The sequence below is a fragment of the Verrucosispora sp. FIM060022 genome (assembly GCF_003977705.1).
GTDB lineage: Bacteria > Actinomycetota > Actinomycetes > Mycobacteriales > Micromonosporaceae > Micromonospora > Micromonospora gifhornensis.
In genome coordinates this window covers 483,099-496,109 of sequence record NZ_RQIV01000001.1, presented here as the reverse complement: position 1 = coordinate 496,109, position 13,011 = coordinate 483,099, and the positions used below count along the sequence as shown (strand labels likewise).

The following is a 13,011-nucleotide window of genomic DNA, read 5'->3' as shown; positions in this document are numbered from 1 at the left end:
TCATGGCAGGACCCCCTTGGACTCCAGGGCGTCGGCGATCGCGGCACGCAGTTCCTTCGCGGTGGTCTGCGGGTCGATCGCCGCCGGCGGCGACAGGATCGCCGAGCTCACGGTCGAGATGCTCTGGTACGCCGGGGTCAGCGGCCGGACGGCCGGATCCCGCAGCTGTTCGAGGATGGTCTCCTTCATCGGGTACGCCTCGTCCATCTCCGGGTCGTCGTAGACGCTCTCGATGGTCGGCGGCACCCCGTCGTTGATCGCGGAGAACTTCTGGTTCTCCGCGTTGCGCAGGCACTTGGCCGCCTCGAAGGACTCCTCGGGATGCGTGGAGTACCGGCTGACCGCGAGGTTGACCCCGCCGATGGTCACCCGGCTCGGGGTGTCCCCGTCGACGCCCGGCACCCGGGCCCAGCCGACCTGCTCGGCGAGCTGCGGGTTGGCCTCCTGCATCGCCGGGTAGACGAACGGCCAGTTCACCTGGAACGCGCCGGAGCCGGACTGGAACTCCAGCCGTACCGGGTCCTCGGTGGCGTTGCTGAACGACGGCGAGGCCACCCCCGAGGTGGCGAAGGTACGCAGCACCTCCAGGGCCCGCACGGCACCCTCGTCGACCACGGCCTCGGTGCCGTCCTCGTTGAGCAGGTTGCCGCCGGCACTGGCCACCAGGGTGTTGTAGAGCACCACCAGGCCCTCGTACTGGGCCCCCATGGTGAGCACCTGATGCGGTTTGCCCTGCTCCTTGAGCTGCTGCGCCGTCGAGATCATCTCGTCCCAGCTGGTCGGCGGCTCCGGCACCAGGTCCTTGCGGTACCACAGCAGCTGCACGTTGGTGTTCTTCGGCGCCCCGTAGAGCTTGTCCTCGTACCGGGCGGTCTCCAACGGGCCTTCGAGGGTGCCCTCCTCCACCTCGGCGCGGTCGGATCCGGTCCACTCCAGGATCCATTTCGCGCTGGCGAACTCCTGCGTCCATGTCACGTCGAGGCCGAGCACGTCCATGCCGTCGTCGGAGGCGGCGAGCCGCCGGACCAGCTGCACCCGCTGCTCGTCGGCCTCGCGCGGCAGCACCCGGTTGACGATCCGGTACCGCCCGGCGGCCTCGGTGTTGCACCGGTCGACCACCTGCTGAAGGTTCTGCTCCGGTGGGTAGTACAGGTTGATCACGGGCACACCGGTGTCGTCGCCGGAGGCACAGGCTGCCATCGGTGCCACCAACGTCAGCGCTGCGGCCGCCGCCGCCACGCGTACCCGGGGTCGGCGCCGGCGCTCGCCCTGGTCTGGGTCGCTCATGTCGGCATCCCCCTCCCCCTCCTAGGTCGGCCAACAACCGGGGGAAGGCACCCGTGCCCCGGCGCACGGCGAGACGATCAAGGCCCGTGACCTGCTGGTTCTCCGGCCCCACGTTTCGTGGCGACAACACTGCCCGACCTGCGAAGTCGCGAAACCTGACCCAGGTGACACGCGCCGGGCCGGCACACCGGTGGCCCAGATCACACGCCTCGGTGGGGGCGCGCGGTCGGCGCTACCCTCGGGCGGTGGATGCCACCTTCTTCTTCGACCCTGCATGCCCGTGGACCTGGCGGACCTCCCGCTGGCTGGTCGCCGTCGCCGAAGCTCGCGGCCTGAGCATCGAGTGGCGGGCGTTCAGCCTCAGCATCCTCAACGGCGGAAACATCCCACCGGAGTACGCCGACGCGGTGGCCGCCTCCACCCGGGCGCTGCGCCTGGTCGAGGCGCTACGTGCCGAGGGCCGCCACGCCGACGCCGGTCGGTTCTACGCCGAGTTGGGTGCCCGCACCCACGACGCCGGCAACCCGCCGAGCGGTAAGATCGTCGACGCGGCCGTCGAGGCGGCCGGGCTCGACGACCTGGCAGCCGCCCTCGACGACGAGCGCTGGGACGAGGCCGTGCACGCCTCGCACGCATTGGCGTACGGCTCCGCCGGCCCCGACATCGGCTCACCTGTGCTCATGGTCCCCGACGCCGACCGAGGCATCCACGGACCGATCCTGACCGAGGTCCCCGCCACCGACGACGCCCTGACCCTCTGGGACAACCTCCTCCCCCTGCTCCGCATGCCGGCCTTCCACGAAATCAAACGCGCCCGCCGCTAGCCCCTCCCCTCCCCCCCTGCCCCCCCCTGCCCCCTCCTCCGGTCAAGATCGCCCAGCAACTTCGGGGAAGATGTCGCCTCGCCACGCGAGAAGGCGACATCTTCCCCGAAGTTGTCTGCGGGTCGCGGGTGGGGTGGGCGTGGGTGGGGTGGGCGTGGGTGGGGTGGGCGCGGGTGGGGTGGGCGCGGGTGGGGTGGGCGCGGGTGGGGTGGGCGCGGGTGGGGTGGGCGCGGGTGGGGTGGGCGCGGGTGGGGTGGGCGCGGGTCGGCGAGTGGTGGATGGTGGTTCGTCTGGTGGGTTGTGTGGGGTAGCCGTTCGTGCGGCGTCGGGGTGCAGTGGTGCGGGGTGCTACCGAGGTGGCCGTCGGGTGCACTAGCGTTGAACGCGCATCGCCGTCAGCGCGTACGCCGTCGCCGTCGATACGCCACCGGCCGACCCCCGATCCGCCCGATCGGTTGGTTCTCCCGGGAACAGCACGCCACCGCTGCACCGGTTGGGCAGGATCATCTCCAATGAGGAGGTGCCGTCGTGGTGCAGGACACCCGCACTCTCGCCCTGACGTTCGAGGTGAGCGGCCTGCCACCGGTCAAGACCGAGGCGTTGTCCATCTTCGCCGCCGGACACCGGCAGGCGACGAGAGTACGCGCACTGCTGCAGGCTGCCTGCGAGGCGGCGCAGCGTACCGGCTGGACCCCACTGTCCGGGCCGATCGAGGTGGACCTGACCCTGCGCTGCCCGCCCGGACATCGCACCTCCGACGCGAGCACACTGCTGGGCGGGGTGTGCGCGGTGTTGCAGGACAAGAAGCGGGTCGCCAACATCGGGCTGGCCCATCTCGGTGTCCTGGTCGATGTCGCCGTCTACGGCGACGACAAGCAGATCCGCCGGCTGTCGTACGCCGAGGAACCGGCCGAGGAATTCTCGTACCAGGTTCGGGTCGCGGCCGTACCAGAGGCGGTTTGACCGACGGCCGCGGTGGGGTACCGCAGCCGCCGATGAAGGGAGCGCCGATGTCGGAGCCACATGTCACGCTCGAACCCCGTGACCCGGTGCAGGAGAAGCTGCGCGGGCCACTGGAGGAGCAGTTGACCTCGGCGCTTCAGGCAGCCGCCGTCCGGGTCCGCAGCGACTACGCCGGTGAGCCGGTGGAGCAGGTGTGCCAACGGCTCCTGGACGAGACCCGGTCCGGGCTGCACCCCGACATCGCCGCCGGTTTCGAACCCGACATGGACGAGTTCTGCCGGGTCGCGGTCGCCATCGTCCGAGGCGAAGCCCCCTGAGAAGGGCCGGCGCGGGTGGGTCGGGCTATCCGGGTCAGGATGCTCCGGTGAAGGTGACGTCGGCGGTGGCGACCGTGCCGGCGGTGCGACCCGGCGCGGAGTGGTGCGCCCAGTACAGGTTGGTGTGCGCGATGACTTGCTCCGGCGGCGGCGCACCCCAGGCCGTGAGGTCTTCCGTGGTGTGCGCATCGCTGACCAGTGTCGCGTCGTAGCCACGGACGAGCGCACCATGCAGGGTCGAACGAATGCACACGTCGGTCTGCGCGCCGGTGACCACGAGCCGCCCGACACCGAGCCCCGACAAGACGGTCTCCAGGTCAGTCGCCTCGAACGAGTCCGCGTAGCTCTTCTCCACGAGCGGCTCGGTGTCGGCCCGTTCCAACTCCGGGACGATGTGCCAGTCGTCGCTGCCCCGGGCCAGCCCGTTGTCGGAATGCTGGACCCAGATCACCGGCACGCTCTCCCGGCGGGCTCGGTCGACCAGGACGGCGATGTTGGCGACGACCTCGTCCCGTCGGGTCGCCCCAGCGACAACCCCCTTCTGCACGTCGATGACCAGTAGTGCGGTGTGCGGGCGGTTCTCAAGAGTGCTCATGACTCCCCCGTCGGCTCAGTGTGCGGCCCACGCTAGACGAGGCCCCCGACAAACAGCTCGCAGTCCTGAAATGATGATCTCGGTCAGGACCGGGCCCGCACGTTCCGGCCCTGACCGGCCAGATGGGCCGCCGATGGCGCAGGTCCGGTGACCGGGTCAGGACCGGGCCCGCACGTCCCGGCCCTGACCCCCAGTTCGACGTGGCAGCGGGCCAGGCCTGGCGCTGACCTGGCGTGTCGACCAACCCAGCACGGTGACCGGCCCGCCCGCACTCAGCTCCACGGTGCCCCACACCGAACCGCAGCACCGCGACACACCCCGGCGAGTCGCGGCGCCGAAGGCGAGGGTAGGCGGCGCTACGAAGGCGGACAACAATGCGCGCTCTCCAGACTGGACGATTACCAGCACAGCCAAAAAGTGGCAGGTCGCTGTAACACCCGACCACCCATTGGCGCTGATCAAGATCGGACCCCAGACGCACGGCTGGACGCGCGGCCGAGCGTGTGGCTCGACCACGCTGAACCGTTCGGTCAGAAATGCCGCAGCAGTTCGGGGAAGGTGCTGAGGTGCAGCACGCCCTCGTCCGCCGGGTCCAGTTCGTCGTGCTCCAAGACCCAGGTGTTGGCGTTGGAGATGAACACGGCACGCCACCCGGCGGCACGGGCCGGCAGGATGTCCGACCGCGGCGAATTGCCGATCATCCAAGCCCGAGCCGGGTCGATCGCATGTTCCCGGACCAGCCAGCGGTAGGTCTCGACGTTCTTCTCCGCCACGATGTGAGCGGCTCGGAAATGGTGCAACAGTCCGCAGGCGTCCAACTTGCGCTGCTGCTCCTCGCGTTCTCCCTTGGTGAGCAACAACAACTCGTGCCGGCCGGCCAACTCGTCCAACGCGTCGGCCACCCCCGGCATCAACTCGACCTGGTGGTTCACCAGCGCCACGGCCAACTCGTCGATCTCGCGCTGTTCCGCCGCGGTGGCCGGTCGCTGCCGTAGCCGCTCCAGGCACTCCCGCAAACTCCGCAGGAAGACCTTGCTGCCGTACCCGTGAGCAACCGCGTTGGCCCGCTCGATGTCATCGAGTACGGCCCGAAGTTGCACCCGGTCCAGCGTTGGATGATCCAGCCAGGCCAGGAAGTCGTCGATGACCCGCTCGAAGACGACGTTGTTCTCCCACAGCGTGTCGTCGGCATCGAACACAAGGACCCGACCCGGCTCGATCCCCACCCCGTCAACAATCACGCCGCGACTCTAGAAGACCCACCCCACTCCCCACGACCCGATAACCACCCGACACCACTGGCGGCCGAGGTCCCCCGCCCTCGCCCCCGCCCCCGCCCTGCGCCCCCGCCCCCGCCCCCGCGATCTTGCACTTTCTGTCCTCGCAAAGCAACCGAAAACGGGACATACACACGACCGAAAGTGCAAGATCGCGGGGGCAGAGGGGCGCGGGGGTGGGGTAGAGGGGCGCGGGGGGTGGGGTGAGGCGGGGGTGGGGTGGGTTAGGGAGGGGGGAAGAGGTGGTGAGTCAGGAGGGTTTCGCGGTGGTCTTGGGCTTCGGGGCGAAGGCGGCCGCCGCGGGTGAGCATCACCATGCCGTGCAGGAGGCTCCAGCCCAGTTCGGAGAGGGTGTCCTCGTCCCGGCCGGCGGCCAGGGGGGCCAAGGCTGCACGCAGTTCGCCGAAGGTCGCCGTGACCGTCTCGGGGGTCTGTTCGGCGCCGAGGGTCAGGTCGGGGGTGTGGGCGAACATGGCGTCGTACACCTCGGGGTTGGCGTACGCGAAATCCAGGTAGGCCGCCACCACTGCTGGCCAGCCCTGGGTCGGGGTGTCGGCGGTGGTACGTGCGGCGGCCAGCGCGGCGGCCAGGTCGGCGAAGCCGCGCACCGCGACCGCAGCTACCACCGCGTCGCGGTCGGCGAAGCGTTCGTAGAGTTCACCGAGATCGACAGCGGCGCGTTCCGCCAGTCGGCGGGCCGTCACCGCCGCCCAGCCCTCGGCCTCGGCCAACTGCCAGGCGGTGGCGACGATCGCATCGCCACCGCGCTTCACGTCTCCGTGCTCAGCTCCGGACACCCCGCCGAGCCTAGTTGCGACACTCTCCGCACAACTCTTCGCGACGGATTGGCGACTCTCCGCGATGGCAAGTGAATGATCGACTCCGTTACGCCGTAACGGCGGGGTTGATCCCGCCGGGACACCGCCATTACGGCGTAACGGAGTCGATCACCCACCCAGACCAGCCCACCGCAGGGCCGGGCAGGCGCAGGGCCGGGCAGGCGCAGGGCCGGGCAGGCGCAGGCTGGGGCGGCCCCGGACTAGCGGCGGAGGGTGAGGATGAGGTCGGCGACCAGGGCGGTCCACCCGGTCTGGTGCCAGGCGCCGAGGCCGGCGCCGTTGTCGCCGTGGAAGTATTCGGGGAAGGCGATCAGGTCCCGCCAGTCCGGGTGGGTCTGGAACAGTTGCGCCGCACCGTAGATCGGCCGGCGTCCCCAGCCGTCGCGGGTGAACAGGGCGATCAGCCGGGCGGACAGGTCGTCGGCGATCTCGTCGAGGGTCCGCTTCACTCCGGACCGGGTCGGGTACTCGACCTGGAGGTCGTCGCCGAAGAACGCCGCGTGGTCGCGCAACGCGCTGATCAGCAGGAAGTTCGTCGGCATCCAGATCGGGCCGCGCCAGTTGGAGTTGCCGCCGAACAGGCCGCTTGTCGACTCGGCCGGCTCGTAGCCGACGGAGAATTCCTGCCCGCCGAGGGTGACGGTGAACGGCTTGTCCAGGTGGGCGCGGGAGAGCGTACGCAGGCCGTACTCGGAGAGGAATTCGTCGGTGTCCAGCATCCGGGCGAGCAGCCGGACGATCTGTTCCGGGCCGCACATGGACAGCAGGCGCTGCTGGCGGCCGTCCGGGCCGATGCGGCGGGCACCGATCACCGAGGCGTACTCGGGGCGGTTGGTGAGGAACCAGCGCAGCCGCGCGCCCAGCTCGGGCAGCCGGTGCAGGGTACGCGCGGGCAGCCGGGTCACCGCGGCCAGTGGCAGCAGCCCGACGACCGAGCGCACCTTCAGCGGGACCTTCGTGCCGTCGGCCAGCCGCAGTACGTCGTAGAAGAAGGCGTCCTCGTCGTCCCACAACCCCTGGTCGTACGCTGCTGCCGCGATGTACGCGAAGTGTTCGAAGAACTTCGTCGCGGTGTCCACCCAGGTGCGGTCGTGTTCGGCAAGCACGATGGCGATGTCGAGCAGGTTGAGGGCGTACATCGCCATCCAGCCGGTGCCGTCGGACTGCTCCAGCGTCCCGGCCACGGGCAGCGCCGCCGACCGGTCGAACGGGCCGACGTTGTCCAGCCCGAGGAAGCCGCCTTCGAAGACGTTGTTGCCGCCGGTGTCCTTGCGGTTGACCCACCAGGTGAAGTTCATCAGCAGCTTGTGCATCATCCGGGCCAGGAAGTCGTGGTCCCGGCTGCCGTCGATCTCGAAGACCTTCAACGCGGCCCAGGCGTGCACCGGCGGGTTGACGTCACCGAAGGCCCACTCGTACGCCGGGATCTGCCCGTTGGGGTGCAGGTACCACTCGCGCAGCAGGAGCAGCAGTTGCTCCTTGGCGAAGCCGGGGTCGACCCGGGCGATTGTCACGCAGTGGAAGGCCAGGTCCCAGGCGGCGTACCAGGGATATTCCCACGGGTCCGGCATGGAGATGACGTCGAAGCTGGTCATGTGCCACCAGGCGCTGTTGCGCCCGTGTCGGCGTCCGGCCGGCGGTGTCGAGCCCGGGTCGCCTTCCAACCAGCGTTTGACGTCGAAGTGGTAGAACTGCTTGCCCCACATCAGCCCGGCGATGGCCTGTCGGGCGATCGACGCCTCGTCGGCGCTGGCCTTGGCCGGGATGATCCCGGCGAAGAAGCGGTTCGCCTCGGCGCGGCGGGCCCAGACCACGGCGTCGAATCCGTCGCCCAGGTCGGCCGGCGGCGGGTCGCCGTCGCCGGGCGGTGGGGCGGTACGGGTCAGCCTCAGCCGGATCTGCCGTTGCGCGCCGGCCGGCACGTCCAGGACGTAGTGCAGCGCCCCCTTGGTGCCGGTCAGTTCCGGGTTCACCGTGTCGGCTCCGGTGACCACGTGGTCGTTGATGCCGTCCTTCGGGTACGGGGTGCGGCTGGGCAGCCCCCACAGCCGTTCGGCGTTGCTGTCGTTGTCGCACAGCAGCGGCGTCGGCTCACCGTCGCCTTCGAGCACGATCTGCCCGAGGACCCAGTGGTCGCCGACCAGCCGACTGCCCTGCCCGACGAGGCGGGGCACCCGGTCGTCGGTGCCGGGCAGCCCCCAGCCCCAGGTGTTGCGGAACCACAGGTGCGGCAGCACGTGCAGCCGGTCGGCCTGCTCGCCCCGGTTGGCCACGGTCACCACGATGCACAGATCCGTCGGGGTGGCCTTGGCGTAGTCGACGGTCACCGCCCAGTACCGGTCGTCGTCGAAGATGCCGGTGTCGACCAGCTCGTACTCGGTGTCGTCGCGGCCGCGCAGCGCGTTGACCGCGACGAGTTCGTCGTACGGGAAGGCGGCCTGCGGGTAGTGGTAGCGCCAGCGCATCCACGAGTGGGTGGGTGTGGAGTCCTCGTACCACCAGTACTCCTTGACGTCCTCGCCGTGGTTGCCGCCGTCGCCGCCGAGGCCGAACATCCGTTCCTTGATGATCGGATCGCGCCCGTTCCACAGCGCGAGGGCGAAGCAGAACGTCTGCCGGTCGTCGCACACGCCCGCCATGCCGTCCTCGGACCAGCGGTAGGCTCGGGACCGCGCGTGGTCGTGGGGGAAGTAGTCCCAGGCCGTGCCGTGCTCGCTGTAGTCCTCCCGTACCGTGCCCCACGCCCGCTCGGACAGATAGGGACCCCATGCGCGCCAGTCCTGCTCGCCGGCGTCGGCCTGGGCGAGTCGGAGGCGTTCGGCGTCCGGGGCGGAGGGCGAACCGTCAGTGATCACCTTTACATCTTCGATGCCGCTGGGGTACTTCACCACAGCGACCATTGTCGTCGTGTCGTGTTACACCTCGCCGCCGGTGGAGGAAAGTTGATCGAGATTCGCTTCGGTTCGCAGGTCTGCGGGGAGCTGACCAGCGCTGCCAGCCGGGAATGGCTGGTGCCCGACGGTCTCGGCGGGTACGCCATGGGCACCGTCGCCGGGCTGCGTACCCGCCGGTATCACGGGCTTCTGGTGGTTCCCGGAGAAACCCCGGCTTCCCGCAAGGTGGGACTGGCCAGTCTCGATCCGGCGGTGCTGCTGCCCTCGGGCGCCCGGGTGCGGCTGGGCGCGCACGAGTGGGCCTCCGGCGATGTCGACCCGCGCGGGTTCGAGTTGCTGGAGCGGTTCGACCTGACCGACGGGCTGCCCCGCTGGCGGTGGCGGATCGGTGACGTGGTGATCGAACGGGAGTTGGCCATGCTGCCGGGTCGCTCCTGTGTGGCGGTGGTGCACCGGCTGGTCGGCGGCGGGCCTGTCGAGTTGGAGTTGGCCGCCGCCTGCACCTGGCGCGACGCGCACGGTGAGCGTCGGGCCGACGGTCCGCCGCTGCGGATGGATCCGGTCGACGGTGGCGCGGTGATCGAGGGGGCGTACCGGCTGTCCGGGCCGGGCTGGACGCCGCAGGGCCACTGGTGGCGCGGCGCCTACCACCGGGAGGAGGCGGCGCGCGGCCTGCATCCGGAGGAGGACCTGTGGTACGCGGGTCAGTTCCGCGACACGCTGCGCCAGCCGGGCGACACGGTGTCGGTGCTGGCCTGGGCCCACGATCCCGCCCCGGCCCCTCCGCCGGCAACCGAGGTGGTGGCGGCGGCGCGGCGACGTAACCGGGAGGTGGTGGCGTCGGCCAAGCCCGCCGACGACGTCGAGGCCACCCTGGCGTTGGCCGCCGACGCGTTCGTCGTACGCACGAACGACGCCGCGGTGGACGTGGTCGCCGGCTACCCGTGGTTCGGTGCCTGGTCGCGGGACACGATGATCTCCTACGAGGGCCTGTTTCTGTGCACGGGTCGCGCGGATCTCGGCCGGGAGCTGCTGCGCTCGTACGCGGCGACGCTGTCGGAGGGGATGCTCGCCAACACCGCCGACACCGGTCGGGTCGAGTACAACACCGTCGACGGAACCCTGTGGTTCCTGCACGCGGTCAGTCGGCACGTGACAGTCACCGGCGACACCGACCTCGGTGACGAGCTGCTGCCGGCGTTGCGCGGCGTCGTCGACGCCCACCTGGCCGGCACCCGGTACGGCATCGCCGTCGACCCGGCCGACGGGCTGCTCACCTCCGGTGCCCCGGGGGCCGCGCTGACCTGGATGGACGCCCGGGTGTACGGGGTGCCCGTCACCCCCCGTCACGGCAAGCCGGTCGAGGTCAACGCACTCTGGATCAACGGGGTGGCCGGGGTCGCCGAGCTGGCCGAGTTGGCCGGGCAGGACGCCGACGGGCTGCACCGGCTGCACGAGCAGGCGGTCAAGGCGTTCCGCCAGCGTTTCCCCGCCCCGGCGGGATGGCTGCACGACGTGCTCGACGCACCTGCGCCCGCGTACCCGTTGGGTGGTGCGGCCTTTCACGACGACGATCTGCTGCGACCGAACCAGCTGCTGGCCTGGTCGCTGCCGAACGCGCCACTTGCGCCGGACCCGCGGGCGGTCGGCCTGGTCGGTGCCGCGCTGCTCACTCCGCTGGGCCTGCGCAGCCTGTCCCCCGAGTGCCCCGGTTACCTCGGCGGGCACCGGGGTGGGCCGGCCGAGCGGGACGGCGCCTACCACCAGGGCACCGTCTGGCCGTGGCTGATCGGCCCGTACGCCGACGCCGCCCGCCGGGCCGGGCTGCCGGTCGGCGAGTTGTTCGTCGGTCTGGAGGCGCACCTGAGCGAGTACGGCCTCGGCTCGGTCAGCGAGACCGCCGACGGCTCGGCCCCGCACACCGCCACCGGCTGCCCCTTCCAGGCCTGGTCGGTGGCGGAACTGCTGCGGGCCCGCCGGTGACGCGCACCGACGGGCCCTCGCGCTACTGAGCGCGGCGTTGGTGGGACGCCCCCCGGGCGCCCCACCAACCGATCAGTTCAGACCCGCTGCCACGGCGGCCTGACGGCCACCGACGATCGGCAGGGTGATCCGGGTGCTGTCGAAGTGCACCGTGATCTCGGCGCGGGTCTGCTTGGCCCGGCTGCTGTAGCCGGAGTACGAGCCGAGCAGGACCACACCGATCTGGTGGCCGGCCTCGAAGACGTAGTCCTCGGGCTGCAGCGGGATGTCGACGGCGTTCTTCTCACCCGGCACCAGCGGGGTCGAGGTGTAGAGCGAGTCGAGGTTGAGCCCGTCGTAGATGCCCTTGGTGACCAGCTCCTGCGGGTTGCTGGCCACGTTCTTGACGACCTGCCGGTAGCAGGCCTCCTCGTGGTGGCCGCCGAAGTTGGCGGACTCGCCCCAGCAGTCCTCGGTGGTCACGGTGCGGACGCCGTCACCGGAGGTGCTGAACCGCTCGCGGGTGCCGTAGTCGACGAGCAGACCGGCGAAGCTGGTGTCCTCGCCGTTGACCGAGGCCTTGATCCGCACGATCGGGGTGCCGGAGATGTGCAGCGGCGCCTTCAGCGGCTCGGACAGGAAGACCAGCCGGTTGTCCTTGTTCGCCGCCGGGTCCGAGGGGTGCCGGATCGCGTTGGCCTGGCTCATCGACGGGGTGTCGGTGAAGGTGGCCTTCTTGTTGCCGGGGCCTGGCTTGACCGAGATGTCGCCGGGGTTGCCGTTGGTGCCGGGGCGCAGCCAGATCTGGGTCGGCTGGGACTTGGGGATCGGCCAGTTGGCGTGGGTCTCCCAGACGTCCGGCAGCCGCTCGAGGTCGACCATCGGCTCACGCATGATGCCGTTGTCGATGCCCTGGAGCCAGAAGTCGAACCAACGGTGCAGGGTGTTCACCCACTCCGCGCGACGGAAGTCGAACGGGTCGATGTGACCGGTGCCGGTCAGCCACAGCTTGCGCGGCACGTTGTTCTCGGCCAGCGCGTACCACCACTTGCTGAAGTGGTCGGCCCGCACGTTGTCGTCGTTGATGCCGTGCACCAGCAGGACACTGGCCTTCACCTTGTCGGCGTGCGGCACGTAGTCCCGCTCGGCCCAGAAGTCGCTGTAGTCACCGGTGGCGTCGTCGCCGCCCACGCCGAGCTGGGTCCGCACCGGGGCGCAGTACGCCCGACGGTTCGGGTTGGTGACGGTGTTGGACAGGCTGCCCGAGTAGTTGTTGGCCCGGGTCACCAGACCGTTGCTACGCGAGTAGTCGTACCAGCTGGAGATGGCCGAGATCGGCACGATGGTGGACAGGCCGTCGACGCCGGTGGCGGCGGCGGCGTTGGCCAGGGTGCCGTCGTACGACTTGCCGATCATGCCGGACTTGCCGTTGTGCCAGTTCGCGACGACCTCGTTGCCGTCGGCGTCGAAGCCCTTGCGGCGGCCGTTGAGCCAGTCGATGGCGGTCGGAGCGCTGATGTTGTCCCCGAGACCACCGGTGACCGGGCAGCCGGTCGAGTTGTTGGTGCCGATCATGTCGAGCAGCACGACCGCGTAGCCGCGCGGCACGAAGTAGTTGTCGTAGAACAGCGGCCACTTGTCGAGCAGGCCGTCGCCGTCCAGGTCGGCCTTGCACTCGGTCTCGTTGCCGCGGCACACCGTCGAGTAGTAGGGGCTGGCGTCCATCACCACCGGCACCCGCAGGCCGGCGTCGCTGGCCTTCGGGCGGATGATGTCCATCGCCACGATGTCGAGCTCACCGTTGGAGTCGGTGTCGACATCGGAGGTGACGAAGATCCGTTCGCGGATCGCGTCGGCGTAGCCGAAGACCGGCTGCGTGACACCGTCCGCGATGACCAGTTGGTTTGCCTGCACGGGCTGCGCGAGCGCAGGGGTCACCGGCAGCACAGCGGCGGTCACCGCGACCGCCACCGTGGTGCCCAACCATCGCCTCGTGGTTCGCATGCTTCTCCTTCCAGGCACCGGGCGCCGACCGCCGCACGCCGGTGCTGAC

The 13,011-nt window shown here is 70.2% G+C and carries 10 protein-coding genes; 4 read left to right on the top strand and 6 right to left on the bottom strand.

Going from position 1 to position 13,011, the window contains the following annotated elements:
- On the bottom strand, positions 1 to 1,287 hold the full coding sequence (locus tag EG812_RS02220) for an ABC transporter substrate-binding protein (protein ID WP_126710586.1): 1,287 nt from the start codon (positions 1,285 to 1,287) through the stop codon (positions 1 to 3).
- Positions 1,288 to 1,532: 245 nt separating this feature from the next.
- Here EG812_RS02220 and EG812_RS02215 point away from each other — a divergent pair, with 245 nt between their 5' ends.
- The 3 genes from EG812_RS02215 (at position 1,533) to EG812_RS02200 (ending at position 3,391) form a co-directional block, all read left to right on the top strand.
- A complete protein-coding gene (locus EG812_RS02215; RefSeq protein ID WP_126710585.1) occupies positions 1,533 to 2,111 on the top strand; it encodes a DsbA family protein in 579 nt (192 codons plus the stop codon).
- Between the two features lie 531 nt (positions 2,112 to 2,642).
- Positions 2,643 to 3,074 (top strand): RusA family crossover junction endodeoxyribonuclease, encoded by a 432-nt coding sequence (locus EG812_RS02205; protein ID WP_043725147.1) that lies wholly within the window; start codon positions 2,643 to 2,645, stop codon positions 3,072 to 3,074.
- A gap of 47 nt (positions 3,075 to 3,121) precedes the next feature.
- Positions 3,122 to 3,391: a hypothetical protein gene (locus tag EG812_RS02200; protein ID WP_013734790.1), complete on the top strand. Its 270-nt coding sequence runs from the start codon at positions 3,122 to 3,124 to the stop codon at positions 3,389 to 3,391.
- 34 nt (positions 3,392 to 3,425) lie between these two features.
- Here EG812_RS02200 and EG812_RS02195 read toward each other — a convergent pair whose 3' ends face one another.
- From EG812_RS02195 to EG812_RS02180, 4 genes are all read right to left on the bottom strand, one after another.
- Positions 3,426 to 3,986 carry a cysteine hydrolase family protein gene (locus EG812_RS02195; RefSeq protein WP_013734791.1) on the bottom strand — a complete coding sequence of 187 codons (561 nt, stop codon included), beginning with the start codon at positions 3,984 to 3,986 and terminating at the stop codon, positions 3,426 to 3,428.
- Between the two features lie 530 nt (positions 3,987 to 4,516).
- Positions 4,517 to 5,212 (bottom strand): HAD family hydrolase, encoded by a 696-nt coding sequence (locus tag EG812_RS02190; protein WP_126711074.1) that lies wholly within the window; start codon positions 5,210 to 5,212, stop codon positions 4,517 to 4,519.
- 275 nt (positions 5,213 to 5,487) lie between these two features.
- Entirely contained in the window at positions 5,488 to 6,060 is a 573-nt protein-coding gene (locus tag EG812_RS02185) for a TetR/AcrR family transcriptional regulator (protein WP_233579339.1), read from the bottom strand.
- 242 nt (positions 6,061 to 6,302) lie between these two features.
- Positions 6,303 to 9,002: an MGH1-like glycoside hydrolase domain-containing protein gene (locus tag EG812_RS02180; protein ID WP_102660700.1), complete on the bottom strand. Its 2,700-nt coding sequence runs from the start codon at positions 9,000 to 9,002 to the stop codon at positions 6,303 to 6,305.
- A 42-nt stretch (positions 9,003 to 9,044) separates the two neighbouring features.
- Between EG812_RS02180 and EG812_RS02175 the strand changes: the two genes are divergently transcribed.
- Entirely contained in the window at positions 9,045 to 10,979 is a 1,935-nt protein-coding gene (locus tag EG812_RS02175; RefSeq protein ID WP_126710583.1) for an amylo-alpha-1,6-glucosidase, read from the top strand.
- A gap of 72 nt (positions 10,980 to 11,051) precedes the next feature.
- Here EG812_RS02175 and EG812_RS02170 read toward each other — a convergent pair whose 3' ends face one another.
- On the bottom strand, positions 11,052 to 12,962 hold the full coding sequence (locus tag EG812_RS02170) for a Xaa-Pro dipeptidyl-peptidase (RefSeq protein ID WP_126710582.1): 1,911 nt from the start codon (positions 12,960 to 12,962) through the stop codon (positions 11,052 to 11,054).
- Positions 12,963 to 13,011 lie beyond the last annotated feature (49 nt).

Excerpts from the sequence above, each read along its gene's own strand:
- EG812_RS02220 (WP_126710586.1), bottom strand. The coding sequence starts at position 1,287 with ATGAGCGACCCAGACCAGGGCGAGCGCCGGCGCCGACCCCGGGTACGC.
- EG812_RS02200 (WP_013734790.1), top strand. The coding sequence starts at position 3,122 with ATGTCGGAGCCACATGTCACGCTCGAACCCCGTGACCCGGTGCAGGAG.
- EG812_RS02195 (WP_013734791.1), bottom strand. The coding sequence starts at position 3,986 with ATGAGCACTCTTGAGAACCGCCCGCACACCGCACTACTGGTCATCGAC.
- EG812_RS02180 (WP_102660700.1), bottom strand. The coding sequence starts at position 9,002 with ATGGTCGCTGTGGTGAAGTACCCCAGCGGCATCGAAGATGTAAAGGTG.
- EG812_RS02170 (WP_126710582.1), bottom strand. The coding sequence starts at position 12,962 with ATGCGAACCACGAGGCGATGGTTGGGCACCACGGTGGCGGTCGCGGTG.